Source organism: Sphingobium sp. WCS2017Hpa-17, from assembly GCF_031843765.1.
In the GTDB taxonomy this organism is placed as follows: domain Bacteria; phylum Pseudomonadota; class Alphaproteobacteria; order Sphingomonadales; family Sphingomonadaceae; genus Sphingobium.
In genome coordinates this window covers 1-15,444 of record NZ_JAVTIV010000040.1, presented here as the reverse complement: position 1 = coordinate 15,444, position 15,444 = coordinate 1, and the positions used below count along the sequence as shown (strand labels likewise).

The 15,444-nt window shown below is 60.3% G+C and carries 13 protein-coding genes; 6 read left to right on the top strand and 7 right to left on the bottom strand.

Going from position 1 to position 15,444, the window contains the following annotated elements; translation table 11 throughout:
* Both RQH62_RS24135 and RQH62_RS24130 read right to left on the bottom strand, forming a co-directional pair.
* The coding region (locus tag RQH62_RS24135; protein WP_311271196.1) for an SIR2 family protein at positions 1-3,609 on the bottom strand (3,609 nt) is incomplete at its 3' end.
* Positions 3,610-3,794: 185 nt separating this feature from the next.
* The gene (locus RQH62_RS24130) at positions 3,795-3,941 is read right to left on the bottom strand and encodes a hypothetical protein (protein ID WP_311271195.1); all 147 of its coding nucleotides are present in this window, start codon (positions 3,939-3,941) and stop codon (positions 3,795-3,797) included.
* Positions 3,942-4,230: 289 nt separating this feature from the next.
* On the opposite strand from RQH62_RS24130, the gene RQH62_RS24125 reads away from it, so the two are divergent.
* From RQH62_RS24125 to RQH62_RS24115, 3 genes are read left to right on the top strand one after another with little or no spacing between them, the layout of a single operon-like run.
* Entirely contained in the window at positions 4,231-4,833 is a 603-nt protein-coding gene (locus RQH62_RS24125) for a PAS domain-containing protein (RefSeq protein WP_311271194.1), read from the top strand.
* Positions 4,830-8,249 (top strand): chemotaxis protein CheB, encoded by a 3,420-nt coding sequence (locus RQH62_RS24120; protein ID WP_311271193.1) that lies wholly within the window; start codon positions 4,830-4,832, stop codon positions 8,247-8,249. The genes RQH62_RS24125 and RQH62_RS24120 overlap by 4 nt, the downstream gene beginning before the upstream one ends.
* A 5-nt stretch (positions 8,250-8,254) precedes the next feature.
* Positions 8,255-8,635 carry a response regulator gene (locus RQH62_RS24115; protein ID WP_311271192.1) on the top strand — a complete coding sequence of 127 codons (381 nt, stop codon included), beginning with the start codon at positions 8,255-8,257 and terminating at the stop codon, positions 8,633-8,635.
* Between the two features lie 62 nt (positions 8,636-8,697).
* On the opposite strand, the gene RQH62_RS24110 is transcribed toward RQH62_RS24115, so the two are convergent.
* Complete coding sequence (locus RQH62_RS24110) at positions 8,698-10,806, bottom strand: response regulator (protein WP_311271191.1); 2,109 nt, start codon at positions 10,804-10,806, stop codon at positions 8,698-8,700.
* Between the two features lie 93 nt (positions 10,807-10,899).
* On the opposite strand from RQH62_RS24110, the gene RQH62_RS25010 reads away from it, so the two are divergent.
* On the top strand, positions 10,900-11,346 hold the full coding sequence (locus RQH62_RS25010; protein WP_405053595.1) for an NUDIX hydrolase: 447 nt from the start codon (positions 10,900-10,902) through the stop codon (positions 11,344-11,346).
* Positions 11,347-11,517: 171 nt separating this feature from the next.
* Here the strand turns inward: RQH62_RS25010 and RQH62_RS24105 are convergent, their stop codons facing one another.
* A complete protein-coding gene (locus RQH62_RS24105; protein ID WP_311271190.1) occupies positions 11,518-11,706 on the bottom strand; it encodes a hypothetical protein in 189 nt (62 codons plus the stop codon).
* Between the two features lie 53 nt (positions 11,707-11,759).
* Complete coding sequence (locus RQH62_RS24100) at positions 11,760-12,473, bottom strand: Crp/Fnr family transcriptional regulator (protein ID WP_311271189.1); 714 nt, start codon at positions 12,471-12,473, stop codon at positions 11,760-11,762.
* A gap of 228 nt (positions 12,474-12,701) precedes the next feature.
* Between RQH62_RS24100 and RQH62_RS24095 the strand changes: the two genes are divergently transcribed.
* Positions 12,702-13,850, top strand: coding sequence for a PHB depolymerase family esterase (locus tag RQH62_RS24095; RefSeq protein ID WP_311271188.1), 1,149 nt, complete (start codon positions 12,702-12,704; stop codon positions 13,848-13,850).
* Positions 13,851-13,857: 7 nt separating this feature from the next.
* On the opposite strand, the gene RQH62_RS24090 is transcribed toward RQH62_RS24095, so the two are convergent.
* Positions 13,858-14,151, bottom strand: a complete 294-nt coding sequence (locus RQH62_RS24090; protein ID WP_311271187.1) for a DUF3253 domain-containing protein — start codon at positions 14,149-14,151, stop codon at positions 13,858-13,860.
* 7 nt (positions 14,152-14,158) lie between these two features.
* Positions 14,159-14,416, bottom strand: a complete 258-nt coding sequence (locus RQH62_RS24085; RefSeq protein WP_311271186.1) for a hypothetical protein — start codon at positions 14,414-14,416, stop codon at positions 14,159-14,161.
* Positions 14,417-14,622: 206 nt separating this feature from the next.
* On the opposite strand from RQH62_RS24085, the gene RQH62_RS24080 reads away from it, so the two are divergent.
* Positions 14,623-15,075 carry a PA2169 family four-helix-bundle protein gene (locus RQH62_RS24080; protein ID WP_311271185.1) on the top strand — a complete coding sequence of 151 codons (453 nt, stop codon included), beginning with the start codon at positions 14,623-14,625 and terminating at the stop codon, positions 15,073-15,075.
* The last annotated feature ends 369 nt before the right edge of the window (positions 15,076-15,444 follow it).

Below are 15,444 nucleotides of genomic sequence, written 5' to 3'. Positions count from 1 at the left end.
CCAACGCCCAGCCCGATATCCCCTTGATCGAGGCAAGGCTGGAAGCGCTCGCGAAAAAATGGGCGCCGCGGACACGCCGGAAAGCCTGACAGGCCGCGTCAACGCCACCTTCCGTCGGCGCTTACGAATCAGCATGAGCCCCATGCTCAGCATGCCATCGAGGTTTGCCGGCACCCGATCTGGCGCGACCCGCAGAACATGCGTCAGGAGACGCAGTATCCGCGCGAGCGGTCCGCGCCTGCGCACCGCCACCGCCTGAACGAGCTCGGCCCAGAGCGGAGCCTCGAGTTCCTTGCAAACGGCCCCCTGCGCGATCTGATCGGCGAGAACCCCGACGACCGCACTATCGTCGCTGCCGGTCTCCGCCAGAAGCCACCTGATCTCGGCTACCGCTGCCTCGACGCTCATCAGGCCCAACGCTACCAGCGCGGGGATCATCGGTTCCTTGCGAAGCGGATAGCGATCGAGCGCAGCAAGGGCGGCAACCGCAGGCTTCAGCGCGTTATTTCCGATGCTCCGTCGTGCGAGCGCCGCGGCCGCTCGCGACGTACCGCCAACGAGGTCGGACCGCTGGTCACGGAAAAATTCGGGATGCTTGGGAGCTGGGGCATGATCGGCGAGAAAGGCGCGAAGTTTTTCGATCTGCTCGCCGACCTGGTCGGCGGTCAGCGCAACGGTTCTCCGGTCGAGCGCGAAGGCAAGCGACCCGTTCGCCATGATATCGTCGGTGATCGGCTCGTTCGTGAAGATATTTTTCGATACGAGGCCTGCCACATCGACGCCCTTGGGCTTCGGGAGGTCCAGAAAGGCCTGCGGGTAAAATATGGTTTGCCCAGGCAAGTCATTGATGAGGAACTTCGGGGCCCAGAGTGCCTCCGCGCATTTCTCCTCCTGCTCGGGCGACAGTAGGTCGGCATTGTGAAGCCAATGCAGACGATGGGTCGCGATTTCCCGGCGGACCGGATCGACGAGCCGCTCGGCGAGCAAGGATATGGCCCCATCCCACGCCCCCGCTGGAAGGTCGGCGCGCAGATCAAGCGGCAGATCACTCGCAAAATCTGGCAGCTGATTAATAAGCTTTGGATCGTGCTGTGGAATATCACTCTCGAACAGCGACAGGATGATCGCACCCTGATCGCCGGGTGAGGCGGCCTCGATCGAACGCCGGACGAGCCGGCTCAGCTCTTTTCCGATCCCGACCTTTCCGGTCGGGAGTTGGGAGAGGTTGAGGTCCAGCGCAATCCGCACGAGTTCGGGCGCGCGCGCCGGCGCGCGCAGGACGAGACGCGAAGCGACCTCGGTCACCGATCTCAGGCGGTCGCCCCAATGTTGCGCCTCGTCCGCGCCCTGCTCGATCCGGCTCCTCGCCGCCGCGATCAAGCCAATCGCTCTCCCGATCTGCCGGTCGGCCTCGGCTGCGTCGATCCGCGATACCGCATTGCGGGTGAGGAAGGCGTCGAACTCCTTGTTCGACGTGGACGGCGCCGCAATGATAAACGCATCGAGAGCGCGGCCCGGCATAACATCGATGAGCCATTTCGCGGCCTCGATGAAGATCTGAGCAGCAAGCCCGCTCGAGGCAATCCGCACCGGGAGGCCCGCTTCTTCGACAAAGCGAAGCGCCTGCAGGGCGAGCAGTCGCCGGTAGCGCGGATCGATCCCGCTCAGGTGGTGCGTCTTGTAAATCGATCCCATGTCGAACCGGGCGCTGATTTCGAGAGGACTCTTGAACGGCGGCGGATCTTGCACAAGCCGCCCCATGAGCTCGAAAAAGTCGTCCTTGCCCGGGCATCCCCATGCATGAAGCTGCTCCTGCCGCAAGTCGAAGCGCTCGCGAACGGGCTGGGTTTCGGTCCATGTCCGATAGTTCCCGACTAGGTCGGACCCGCGAAGCAGGAGCGCGAAGCTTTCGCGCGACCAGGATGCGATATCCTTCGTGCCCCGCGACGTCTGTTCGCGGATGAGGTTCAGCGCACGGGCGGAGAGTGCGGACGCCTCGCCGTCGAGGCCGAGGTCCGCCAAGAGCCCTGCCTTTCGGACATTCCAGAAACTGTCGCTCGCGACGGTCCACGAGCGAACCAGCGCATCGAGCTGGTCGATGTCGGACTCGGAACGAAGCTTGAGGCAACGTTCGTAGATCAGCCGATCGCACGCTTCGGGGTCGTCGGCGATCCGCGCATCGAGCCAATTCGCCCAGCGCGCAAAGAGTGCGTCATCCTGCATTTCACGCGCGTGACGCACCAGCGCCAGCGCAATGGCGCGGAAGCGGAAAGCGAGGTCGGTGGAAAGGTCCGCGTAGCGGTCGGCCAACGCCTCGAGAAGCTCGCTGGCAATATCGTCCACCGTGAGGTCGAGCGGGATCAGCGCCCGCTCCTGTTGCCAGTTCAACTCGAAGAGCGCGTTCAGGCGCTCCTCCTCCTCCATTTCGCGAAGGCCGAGAATGATTTCGCGAAGATGGCGTTCGATCCCGCTCCAGATGGCTTCCGACGTTCTTAAAGGGGGGATGAGCCAGCCCGGGTACACTGAGCGATGCTGCGCCCAGTGCGGAACAAGCTTGCGCAGCGTGATCAGCGAGCCGCTGTCATTCCCGAAAACCGGATCGGGCTCGGGCGCACGAGGGTCGGCTTGGGGTGTCACGAGTTCAAGCGGCGGCACGAACCCCGTAGCGACCTGAGGCCAGCGGCGCGCCGAATAGGGCTCGGCCGCGCGCAGGCGTTCGAGAAACCACTGGTTCGCCCGCGCAATCCGCTGCGATTGGGGCCAGTCCTCCAGCATCGGAAGCGCGGCGAGGTCGATAGGCTGGATCTTGCGCCCTTCGAGCATCTTGCGCTTCGCAGGCGTCAAATCGAGAACGCCGACGAGGTAGATCAGCGGCGCCTTCGGACCCAGCCGATCGCGCACCCAGCCGGACCAGAAGAGAAAATTGGGATCGTCACCCGAGAAGCCCAGCAGGACGAGCGTATTCTCCATCGCGAGCTGCTGCGCGAGATTGACGAAGGCACTGGCCCGGGCCGGATAGGTGCGGAAATCCTCCTCGGTGAAGACGAACGGGCGGTGCGCTGGAAAGCTGCCGTGAAGCTTGACGATGCGCGGCGCACGCGCCTCGGGAATTTCCTCGACCGTACGAAGCACGTCATAGACGCGCTCCTCGGCCTTTTCAGCGGCGCGCTCGAGCAGCGTGTCCCAATTTGTCGTCAATATATCCGCCCAAGGCAGTTCGACGAGCATCCGGTGGAGCTTGCCGGGCGCGAACTGGTTGTCGGGGACATTGCGAAGGATGAGCTTGTCGAGCGCGTCGCGCCCGAACTGTGCCTCATATTCCTCGGCAACGCGAAGATAGGCGCTGGTGGCCCCGGTCTGCCTGAGCATCCACTCCCGCTGTCCTACAGACCTATTTTTCCCGGCACCCGCTATTGGGGCCACCGGATAGAGCTGCTCGACCATCGTCTTGTATATATCGTTCCATCCCGGCATCTCCCCCGCACACGGCCCCTTCGGGTCGGCATTGCGGCTGAACCCGGCCCCGACGAGGAGAGCCGCCGTGCCGGCGGGCTCGCGCGACCAGAGTGCATCGGCAATCCGGGCGATGTGCGGATCATCGTTGAACATGCCTATATCCGTCATCAAGCGCTTTCCATTATCCCTAAAGGTCAAGCCCCGCATAGCGCGGCAACCGGTCACCGCTTCGCGTCCACCGCTTTAGGTGGAACTCGTCGACCAGAGCCGCGACATTTGCCACGGTGCGCGCGCTCTGACGAGCTAATCGTATGAGGTCTCGGTGATCGCCCAGTCTCTTAGAATGGCACGTCGTCATCAAGGTCATCGTCAAAGGGCGGCTGTGGCGTCGGAGATTCGCGGGGAGCGCTTAGGGCTTTCGGTGCAGAGGCGGCGGGAAGCTGCTTCGTTTCATCTTCCGCCGCCTTGCCGATGGTCTGCTTCACGCTCCGCGACCGGCAGCTTTTTGACAGAAACTGCTGTTCGCACGCCAGCGGGGAGTGACTTGGGTTGGTCGCGACCTGCGGGTTAGCGGACAGACCGCAGTTGGGGACGCGAAATTGGCGCCTCAGCGTCTCATAAGGGTCGGCTTTGCCACGTAGCGCTGCGTAATGGACAAATTAGTCGGTACCACCCACCGCCCGAAAGTCGTATTTCATCGAACAATCTGGATCAGGCCACTGCGTCTTGTCCCGGCAAGGCTCAGCCGGTAGGGCGGGTAACCGAGCCTAGAGCATGCTGGAACGTTCCCGGCAATCTGACGCAATCGGAGAGTCCATGTGCCGTGACGACCTTCCCGTAGAGCTGCGGGACTATTTCGACAGCTCGCCGGTCGCCCTGTCCCTTGGAGAGGCATCGAGCGATCATGCTCTGCTGCTGACCAACAGGCGTTTTCGCGACCTGACCGGTTACACAACGAGCGAGATCGTCGGCCGCAACTGCCGCTTCCTCCAGGGCGAGAGCCGCAATGACGAGGCGCGCGAGAAGATCCATGCGTTTCTAGCGGAGGATCGCATTGCCAACGTCCGCACGCCCATCGTCAACTTCCGCAAGGATGGCCGTCCGTTCGTCAACCTCCTCTACATGTCGAAACTGCGGGCTCAATCCGGCGACGTGCGCTACATCTTCGCATCGCAGTTCGACGTCAGCCGTACGCAGGCGGACCTCTTGCAGAACTACGACGCCGACCTTGGTCAGACGCTGGACCGGATAAGCCCGGTGCTGGCGGAAAGCGGCATTGTGGTGGAGGGATCGCTGATGACCATCGCGAACTCAGCCGCCACCATCGCCCAGGCCAAGCTGACCCTGACCGAGCTAGACCGAGGTTCCTTCCTTTGAGCGGCGGGGACGTTCCGTCACCACGCCTGCCAGTCGTCGGCATCGGCGCCTCGGCCGGTGGGCTGGAGGCGCTGCGCGAGATGCTATCTTCAGCGCAAGGCCCGACTGGCATGGCCTTCGTTATAGTGCAGCATCTCGACCCCACTCATGAGAGCATGATGGCGCAGCTGCTCGATCGCCACACGACCCTGGAAGTGCTGCAGTCCGAAGGAGGCGAGCGGATCGCGGCGGATAAGGTTTACATCATCCCGCCGGGACACGGCCTCGCGATCCGCGACGGTGTGCTGGAGCTGACCGAGTTCGCACAGCCACGGGGCCTGCGCCGTCCCATCGACGATTTCTTTATCTCGCTGGCCACCGACCAACAGGGGGATGCGGCGTGCGTCATCCTATCAGGGACCGGCGCGGATGGGACCACGGGACTACGCGCAATCAAGGAGAATGGCGGCGTCTGCCTGGTCCAGCAGCCCGAAAGCGCGCGCTACGACGGCATGCCGCTGTCGGCCGTCGGCACCGGGCTCGTTGACTATGTGAAACCGCCGGGCGAGATGCTCGACTGCCTGATCGCCTTCTTCAACCACCGCGCCGTCGATGCGACGGAACGGGAGACAGCGCTGGTTGCCGACCATGTCGATGAAATTTGCAAGACCTTGCGCGCCGCCGTTGGGCACGACTTCTCCGGTTACAAGCGCACGACCCTGATCCGCAGGGTCGAACGGCGCATGCATGTGCTGGGCATTGGGTCGGGCAGCACCTATCTCGCACGCATCAAGTCCGACGCGGAGGAGTGCGAGGCGCTGTTCCGTGATCTCCTCATCAATGTCACCCGGTTCTTCCGCGATGCCGAGTTGTTCGAGCGGCTGCGCACGCAGGTCGTGGAGCCGCTGATGCAGGAGAACGATGGCGAGGAGATACGCATCTGGGTGCCCGGTTGCTCGTCCGGCGAAGAAGCATACAGCATCGCCATCCTGTTTGCCGAGGCGGCGCGCAAGCTGGGCGTGACCCCGGCCACGGTACAGATCTTCGCGACGGATATCGATGAGAGCATGCTACAGATCGCGCGGGAGGGCGTTTATCCTGCCTCGGCTCTCGCCGACATGCCGATCGCGCTGCGAGAACGCTATGCAATCCCGCATGCGGAGCGCTTCACCATCGCGTCGCAGATCCGGGACATGATCCGCTTTTCCAGCCACAGCATCGTCAAGGATCCGCCCTTTTCGCGCATCGACCTGGTGTCTTGCCGTAACCTCTTGATCTATTTCGACGATCGCTTGCAGCAGTCGGTCATGCCCCTCCTGCATTATGCGATCCGGCCGGGTGGCTATCTTTTCCTCGGTCCGTCGGAGAGCGTCGGTCGTTTCGAGCATCTTTTCCCGACACTCGATCAGCAGGGGCGTCTATTCAAGCGCGCGCCCGGTCCGCCCAGTTATCCCATAGACCTGCCCGGCAGCGCCTATCCGCGCGGCACCCGCGCGGACGGCCGAACGGAGAGGGGTAGCGGGCGTACCTTATCGGACGAGGGCTCAGCGGTACGCCGGATCGTTGACCGCTATGCACCCGCCAGTTTGGTCCTGGACCAGGATGGTGGTATCATCGCCGCCTATGGTCGATTGGGACGATATTTCGACTTCCCAGTCACCCGCACCGGCGGATCGAGCGCGATCAGCCTAGCCCGGGCGGGTCTGCGTACCGTGCTCGGCCCGCTGCTGCGAGAGGGACGCGACACCCGAAAACGCGTCGTCGTGCGCGACGTCCAGGTCGAGACGGAATATGGCAACCAGCAGATCGACGTCGTGTGCGATCCGTTGCCCGACGGTATGCTGCTCTTCGTCTTTCGCGATACTGCTCCCTTCCGGCCTGTGCTGGAAGATGATCTGGCGGAGATGGATGCAGGCGACGACCATCTCGACGCGCTGGAGGACGAGCTGCGCGTCACACGGCACCGGCTGCGCTCCACCGTGGAGGAACTAGAGACGGCAAACGAGGAGCTGAAAAGCTCCAACGAAGAAATGATGTCGATGAACGAGGAGCTCCAGTCTACGAACGAGGAATTGTCCACCGTCAACGACGAGCTCAAGTCCAAGGTTGATCAGCTTACTGTCGCCAATTCCGACCTGCGCAATTTCTTCGAGTCCACCGAATTGGCGGTGATCGTGTTGGATTCGGACTTGCGCATCCGCAGCTTCACGGAAGCCGCGACTTCTCTCTTTCCCTTGCAACCCGGCGACCGGGGGCGGCCGCTGGAGGACGTATCGACGCGCCTTGTGGAGGCGGACTACATGGATGATGCCCGCGCCGTCGCGGCAGGACATGCCGCTATCCAGCGCCGAGTGACGACACGGGATGGAGAGCGCGCTCTGTCATTGAGGACACTCCCCTATCGCATGCAGAATGGCAGCACGGACGGCGCAACCCTGGTGCTGACGGACATCACGGATGCCCTTACGATGGAACGGGATTTGGCTGCACAGCGGGAGCGGCTGGATATGGCGATCCGGGCAGGCGGCATCGCCGTATGGGAATATAACGTCGACACCCGCGAAGCGGTCGTGGACGCGTATGGTCGAGAAATCCTTGGTATTTCGGCCGATACGGCGTCCAATGATGCTGAAGCGCGGCTCAGCCGCCTGCATCCCGATGATCGACCCGAATTCGACGCCGCGCTCGCGAAGGTTGTAGCGGATGGCGGCGATTTTGAAGCGAGCTACCGGGTTGTCGATGGCGACCAGATGCGACGGATAAAAAGCTTCGGCCGGCTGGTTACCAGCGAGGGATCGCCGCGGCTCGTCGGGGTATCCATCGACGTGACGCCGGAATATGCGCTTGCCGAAACGCGCGAGCTGATGCTGCGCGAAATGAACCACCGAGTGAAGAATTTGTTCGCCATCGTCGCTGGCATGGTCTCGGCAGGTTCGCGCACCCATCAGGACGTTCGCGCGTTCGCAGGGGATATGCGAGAACGGATAGCGGCCTTGGGCAACGCTCATTCTCTCGCCTCGCCAACAGGTGAGGTGCAGGCTATCGATCTGGCGGATCTTTTGAATGCGACCCTGGCGCCCTACCGCGATCAAGCTGATATAGCTATTGATGGACCAAATGTTCGGATCGCTCGCTCCTCACTTTCGCCTCTTGCACTCATACTGCACGAATGGGCTACGAATGCAGCGAAATATGGAGCTTTGGGGCCGGATGGCGGCGTTCTGCGAATCGGTTGGGCGCGTGAGAACGACATCTTGCGACTGCGGTGGGTTGAGGAATGCGCTCATGCGACCGTTCTTTCAGAGGGGACCGGTTTCGGGACAGTGCTGGTGAAGACTTCTGCGAAGCAACTTGGCGCCGAGGTTACACGAAAGATGAAAGACGGAACTTTTGCGATCGAGCTCTGTTTGCCTGCGCAAGCGCTTACGGATGGATGATGTGAATGGCCGGAACGGTATTGCTGGTTGAAGACGAACTGTTCGTTGCGCTCGACCTTCAGGATACCATCGAGGGGGCAGGTTTCTCCGTCGATGGACCTTACATCTCCGTTTCGTCCGCATTGACCGCAGTCGGTAGCGCTTTGCCGGATTGCGCCATTTTGGATGTTCAGCTCGCCGATGGCGAGGTCTATCCGGTGGCAGAGGCGCTAGTCGCAGCGGGCGTCCCTGTCATTTTCCATTCTGGACATGCGGACCCGTCGTTGCTCGTTGAGCGATTCCCTGAGGCAGTTGTCTGCGGCAAGCCATGTTCGCCTTCCCGCCTCCGAGACACCCTGAGGAAGGTTACCGGCGGCAGTGAAGATATGGCGTACACTGCTGCATAACATCGGTCAGCAAGCGGTATGGGCCGAACCTTCCGTTTTTCCACCACTGTGCCTTTGCACCCTCACGCGATAGATAATATCTTCCTGAGGGCCAAGCTGAGCGCCTCTGCGCCATAGGGTTTGGCAAGGACGTCGAATTCATCGATACCTTCCCCGATCATCTGCTCGCTATACCCTGTGGCCAGCAGCACTGGCAGCCCCGGGGCTCGAACGCGCAATTGCCGTGCCAGATCGATACCGCTCATGCCTGGCATGACCACGTCGGTAAATATGAGGTCGAACGGATCTTCCTGCAGTGCTCCGAGAGCTTCGGCGCCATTTGCAACGGCGGTCACCTTAGCCCCAAGGTCGTGCAACAAATGCTCCGCAAAGTGGCGCACCTGGTCGTTATCCTCCACAAGCAGAACCTTAAGCCCCTGTGGGATGGGTTCCAACGTTCCCTTTTCCTCGATGGTTCGTAGCGCCTTGTCAACGCGAGGGAGAATGATGCGGATCGTCGTCCCGACGCCTTCGCGGGAAAAAATCTCTACCGAGCCTCCGGCCTGAGCCGCAAACCCATGAATCTGGGAAAGCCCCAATCCTGTCCCCTCGCCAACCGGCTTGGTGGTGAAGAAAGGTTCGAATACCCGCTTTACCGTGTCGGGCGACATGCCCATCCCCGTATCGGTGATATCGATTGCGACCCCAGGTTCGTTAGCCAGAGGATGATCTCGGATTGCAATCGACAATGTGCCCCCATCGGGCATCGCATCCCGCGCGTTGACCGCTGCATTCAGGATGGCAGTTTCAAATTCGGTGGGATCGACTTCTACCCGCGCTTCCCGCCCGGAGGGCCTGACCTCAATTTGAATATGGCCACCGAGAGAGCGAGCCAGGACCTCTTCCAGTGCGTCGATCTGGATGTTGAGATCGACGACCTCCGGCCGAATGACACGCCTCCTGCTGAAGGCCAGAAGGTGACTGGTAAGGGTCGACGCGCGCTTTGCGGTCGCTGCTATGCTTTCAATATATCTGGCTCGCTTCTGTTCCGGGAGATCGGGTCTTGCCAGCATCTCCGCAGCACCTGCAATCACTGTCAGCAGGTTATTGAAATCATGCGCGACCCCCCCGGTCAGCTGACCGATCGCTTCCAACTTTTGGGCGTGCCGCAAGGCTTCATGCGCCTGGGTCAGTTCGGCCGTTCGCTCGAACACCCGCCTTTCCAGCAAGTCATTTGCTTCACGGACCCGCTGGATAAGGCGGGCATTTTCTATCGCAACCGCCGCTTGGCCTGCCAGCCCGGCGACGAGCCCTTCATCAGCCTCTTGGAACCTGCCGGGTTCAGGATGCCCGAAAAACAGTCCGCCCAAGACCTCGCCCTCGCGGGACATAACTGGGACGGCCAGATAGCTCCGGACCGGAAGGTGCCCGGCAGGCATGCCAGACCCTGGTTTATTATGCCCGTATCGGGGGTCCAGCGTGATGTCATCAGATCGAACGATCCCATCACCTTGGAAGGTCGGCGCAAACACCTGTGTGTTTCGAGGCATCGGAAAATCGGCAAAGGCTTCGCGTTCGATCCCAGAGAGCGAGTAAAGCATATAGCTTTCACCCGCCGTGTTGACGACATTGTAGAAAAAGGCGCCGAAAGCTGCGCGTGAAAGTTCGAGGCCTGCATCGGTGACAAGTTGCACAAGCCGCTCGAGGTCATGCTCGGCCGCCAGAGCCGCACCGACCCGATTCATCAGTTCGAGTGCCCGCCGAGCGTTGCGTTCTTCCGTTATATCTTCGCACGAGATCGCGATGCCAATAACATCACCTGTAGCGGCTCGTACGGGCACCCAATTTTCTCGCCAGCAGCTGGGCTCTCCAGGCTTTCCCAAAGTGGAGGTGATGACTTCATGTCCACATATCGCCTCCCCAGACAACACCTTGCGGAGTCCTGCCAGTGTGTCTTCGGGCAGATCGGGCAATATATCAGTGACCGATTTGCCGATGTGCTCGGCCGCCGCCACACCATTCCATTGGGCGAGCCGGTCGTTGATGCTTACAAAGCGGAGATCCCGATCAAGCATGGCAAGGCCGACAGGAGCGGCTTCATAGATGGCTTTGAGCGGGTCGCTATCCGTGTAGAGTTGGACGGCATCCGCGGAAATCCCAGCTTTTTCCTCTTTGGCGTTGAAGGAATGCATCGCACTCGTCCCTGAACGAACTGCTTCACATCTGGAGCAAGGGAGACGGTTTCGTCAAGATTTTCGCCGGAATCGCAGGGCGGATTCATATAGATCTATATCAAACACCGATATCGTAAGCGGAGCGGCAGGATCGAAATCCTGCTTATAACTTCACGCAAAAAGAAACATTGGATACTGCCCAAGGGGGGCATCCCTCGTGGGATGTTGCCCCAAAATGCTGCAGCCCGCGAGGCAATGCAGGAAGGTGGCGTCATCGGGGAAGTCCACCGGGACGCAATAGCCGATATGATCGTGCGCAAGCGGAACGGGTCGGGACTGTCTACGTCATTCAGACTGCTGATCTTCCCGCTTATGGTTACCACCGAGCTTGCTTACTGGCCGGAGGGCCATTTTCGTGAACGTACGTGGGTATCGGCGGAGAAGGCCGGATCGACAATCACCGATAGAGAAATTGGTGCAGTGGTAGTCCGGTTCGCTAAGGCCGCAATGGAAGATGATGTGGGTGCCGGCCAAGGTCGATACCCGCTGGGGATATGAGGTTTCTCATTATTTGGTATAGGTGGCAGGTGCTCAGGGAGGGCAAATTGATTGCCCTTAGAGAATAGCTGACAGTCCGGACCTGGGCGCCGAAAATTCGGCTCTGAATCTCTCACAAGGGTCGATCTTGCGCGCTTGCGATATCTTCTGCGGGACGGAAATTGTCTCCGATCAATCATTCCTATCTCGTAATGAAATCTGGCTCTTGGCCTCGACTGCTGCCCGGAGAAGTTCTCTGGCGGTATCCTCGGCAGCTTGTGGCGTCATGCTGACTGCAACCCCATCAGGTCCATCCAGCATGACCTGGCCCTCTTCTGCGAACGCCTTTCCGCCTTCCTCATACACGCCTGGCTGCCGCATATCGTCTCCATCGCTTTATCGGCAATGGACGCTTTCCAGGCCCGGCGGTTCCTTTATTCATTTACAAACAGATAGGAAGGGTCAAACTCACTGAGCAGCCGAAGCCCTGCCAGATCGCTTATCGTTACGTGGCCGCGCTGCATCTGCATCAATCCGCGCTCTCGCAGTTCCTTGAGCATCCGGTTGATATGGACTGAGGTCATGCCACAGGCCTCCCCTATATCGGCTTGGGTCAGCGGGCAGAAAAAACCCTCGCCGTCACTCAAGCCGACCGCCCGCAATTTCGCTTCGATCTCGCAAAAAAAGTGACCGACACGAGCAACAGCATCAAGCCGGCCCAGTCGGAAGATCCACTCACGATGCATGGCTGCATCCAGGAGTGTGCTGAACCAAAGAAGCTTGGTCAGGTTGGGTCGGTTCCTGACCAACTGGTCAATGGCTTCATGCCTCACATAGGCGACCCTGCAAGGGCCAAGGGTCGCGACATCATGATCCAGGCGCTTCAAGGGATAGCCGTGCAAGTCGACAAAATCGCCTGCCACATGCACCGCAACCAACTGACGCCCACCCTCCTGGTCATCCATGTACCGGCATATGAAACCTTCAATCAGGTAGGTGCTTAAGCCGATCGGCTTTTTGGAGACCGCCAGACTATGGCGCGCCGGCACATCCTGCACGGCATGGACGCTAGCCTCCAACGCCTCCAGGTCTTCTGCGGATAGTTGGTCCCGACGGCGATTTCTGAGGAAATCATTGAATATCGACATAGGCCTTGTCCTTTGGAGCGCGGATGCTGGCGCTCTTGGCGTCCCTGAGCGCTGTACGCCTCGCGGCTGTATCAGTCCGCATGCCCGGCCACTAGGATCATCACCAGCCAGGCACATGCCAATTTCCATCGGCGCCTTGCAACCTTTGCCGACAATTCCATATTGTGCAGTGCAGCATAAAAATCGAAATGAGCATCCGATGGCCTGGCTCGTAGAGGAGATTTTCGCATGACGAGATTATCCGCCACAATTGCCCGACTGGCGGCAATGCGAGCGACCCATCTAACCCAAGCCGATACTGTCGGACCAAGCCGCTTGGCAGACTTTCATGTAGTTGGTGCCAATCCCGGCGAATTAAACGCTAAAAGCTATGTGCCTGAGCGCCTGGCCGAGAATCCGGCGCTTGTTGTCGTATTGCATGGCTGCACACAAAGCGCCGGAGGCTATGACCGGGGCTCGGGCTGGTCCCAGTTGGCCGACGAGCATGGTTTTCTGCTTCTTTTCCCGGAGCAGCAGCGCGCGAATAATCCCAATCTTTGTTTCAATTGGTTCTCTTCGATCGACAATGCCCGCGGTCGTGGCGAAGCGCTGTCCATCCGCCAAATGATCATGACGATGGTGGACGTATATGATGTCGATCCGTCACGCATATTCGTGACTGGCCTTTCCGCAGGTGGCGCGATGACCTCCGTCATGCTGGCCACCTATCCGGAATTGTTCGCCGGCGGTGCGATCATCGCGGGTCTGCCGCACGGGTCAGCATCCAACATTCCGCAGGCACTCGAAGCCATGCGAGGCGCGGGAGCATATAACTCCAGGGAACTGGGCGATCGCGTCCGTCGCGCGTCGGACCATGAAGGTCCGTGGCCCAGCATTTCGATATGGCATGGCAGCGCCGACGCGACGGTCAGCAGCACCAATGCGGGCGCTATTCTTGCCCAATGGCTGTCGGTCCACGATCTCGAGCCGACACCAAACGCTTCGGAACAGATAGCAGGCCACCGTCATCAGCTATGGCGCGATGGAACCGGACGGGTGCTAATCGAGGATTACCGCATTTCCAATATGGGCCACGGCACGCCACTGGCCACGACCGGCCCGGAAGCCTGCGGGGCGGTGATGCCGCATATGCTGGAGGCTGGTATCTCGTCGACACGCCGGATCGCAGCGTCATGGGGTTTGCTGGAGGCCAAGAAGGCGCGCACTTCTGCGCAATCGGTACGAAAAAATCCAGACGCCGCATCCCATGTGCCGACACCAAGGATAGGCCGTTTGGAACCGTTGCCGTCCGAACCTGCGCGCCCGATATTATCCGGGAAGGCTGGCGTCGAAAAAATCATCCACGATGCTCTGCGCGCCGCCGGTCTTATGCGGTGAAGTCAGTTCAGTCCTCGCGGTGCGCTCGACCGATCCGGTAGGGGCCGCTGCGTGATGGCATGTTTTTTCCCTTCCAACTCAGTTCGATCAGCCCATCGTCCACCATCTGATCGATCGCGGCGTGAACGACCGGCATTATCGCACACCAGGCCTGTCCCGTCGGGTCGGCGCCGGCTTTGCTGGCGATTGCTCTTGCCACTTCGCTTGGACAGATTGTCGCCTGGTCCGAACGGCGGTCGAGCAGTTTCAAGGCAGCGGTACGCGCATCGTCTGATCGAGCCGGCATGTCGCTGTGGGTCATGACAGAATTATAGCCCGATTTCTTCGAGGGCCGAGGCGACCTCGGGATCGATGGCGTGATCGGATTTAGGCGTGAGGCGGTTTAGCGCCGTGCGCAGACGCTGTTGCGCGACTTTCAACGTCTTGTACCGCACCTCACGCGTGGCATTGGTTCGCCACGATCGGCTTTCTCCCAGCAATGTTGCCCATTTCGCTTCTTCGGCCGCCAGGATCGATAGCGCCAGCCGCAGACCATCCCGCCGGCCATGCGCATAATTTTGTTTCATGGTCACCCCTCAGCAATTTGCCTATCGTGTATCGGTAAAGTGCATCTCGTATCTTTGGACAACGCAGCTCATGGGGCCTTCGTGCCGGCCAACTATCGCACTGACGCAAGTTAATTTCCGGTTCTTGAAAGGGTCTTTCCCGAGCATTGGTCGTTCAGATCCCGAGACAGCCGCGTCTGGCGGCGGGTCCATAGTGAGGATGTCCCATGACCGAACTCAGCCATGACATTTCAACGCTCAACAACCTGATCGCTACCACGCTCGATAGCGTCGAGGGCTATACGGAAGCTGCAAAAAATACCGAAAATACTGGCTTCGTGACGCTTTTCAACGGCCTTGCCGGCGAACGCCGCCAGCTGGTTTTGCAGCTCCAGCAGCACGTCTCCTCTCTGGGTGGTGAACCCGAGGATGACGGCACGATCCTGGCAGGCGCGCATCGCGTTTTCCTCAACCTCAAATCCGTCGTTACCGGCCATGATGACAAGGCGATCATCAATGAAGTCGAGGCCGGCGAAGATCATATCAAGGCCAAATATGAAGATGCGCTCGAAGATCGGGAGCTTTCGTCCGCTGTGCAGACGCTCGTCGCTTCAGCCTACACGTCGGTCAAGGCGGGCCATGACGAAATTCGCGACATCAAGCATTCGATGGAACGTTGAATGCGTGGCGGCGGGGCAAGCCGCCGCCTTCGACGCCTAGAATGCCGATGACCGCCGAGCGCCTGAAAGTTCAGCGGCATTAGCTGCCCGGCGCACGATGATGCGATTGTCCGTCATGGCGATGAGGCCCATTTTCGCAAAGGCATCGAGCCACCCTGTCATAGGCCAGAATTGCCAGCGATCGCGAAAAAGCTGCGCGTTACGCACGATGTCCTCCAGATGCTGGAGGGGAGGGTCAAATATGTCAATCGGCGTGCAAACGGGACCCCTTATCGGCGCGCAAAAGGGACCCCCTGTCAGGATTGCGCATGGATGATGTAACGCGCTTCCTTGCGCTGCGCGCGGCGTAGGGAGGGCGTAGCCCGACCG

What these genes read in the sequence shown, in the direction of transcription:
- RQH62_RS24100 (WP_311271189.1), bottom strand. Translation starts at nt 12,473, where the DNA reads ATGTCGATATTCAATGATTTCCTCAGAAATCGCCGTCGGGACCAACTA.
- RQH62_RS24090 (WP_311271187.1), bottom strand. Translation starts at nt 14,151, where the DNA reads ATGACCCACAGCGACATGCCGGCTCGATCAGACGATGCGCGTACCGCT.
- RQH62_RS24105 (WP_311271190.1), bottom strand. Translation starts at nt 11,706, where the DNA reads ATGCGGCAGCCAGGCGTGTATGAGGAAGGCGGAAAGGCGTTCGCAGAA.
- RQH62_RS24115 (WP_311271192.1), top strand. Translation starts at nt 8,255, where the DNA reads ATGGCCGGAACGGTATTGCTGGTTGAAGACGAACTGTTCGTTGCGCTC.
- RQH62_RS24125 (WP_311271194.1), top strand. Translation starts at nt 4,231, where the DNA reads ATGCTGGAACGTTCCCGGCAATCTGACGCAATCGGAGAGTCCATGTGC.
- RQH62_RS24095 (WP_311271188.1), top strand. Translation starts at nt 12,702, where the DNA reads ATGACGAGATTATCCGCCACAATTGCCCGACTGGCGGCAATGCGAGCG.
- RQH62_RS24085 (WP_311271186.1), bottom strand. Translation starts at nt 14,416, where the DNA reads ATGAAACAAAATTATGCGCATGGCCGGCGGGATGGTCTGCGGCTGGCG.
- RQH62_RS24080 (WP_311271185.1), top strand. Translation starts at nt 14,623, where the DNA reads ATGACCGAACTCAGCCATGACATTTCAACGCTCAACAACCTGATCGCT.
- RQH62_RS24110 (WP_311271191.1), bottom strand. Translation starts at nt 10,806, where the DNA reads ATGCATTCCTTCAACGCCAAAGAGGAAAAAGCTGGGATTTCCGCGGAT.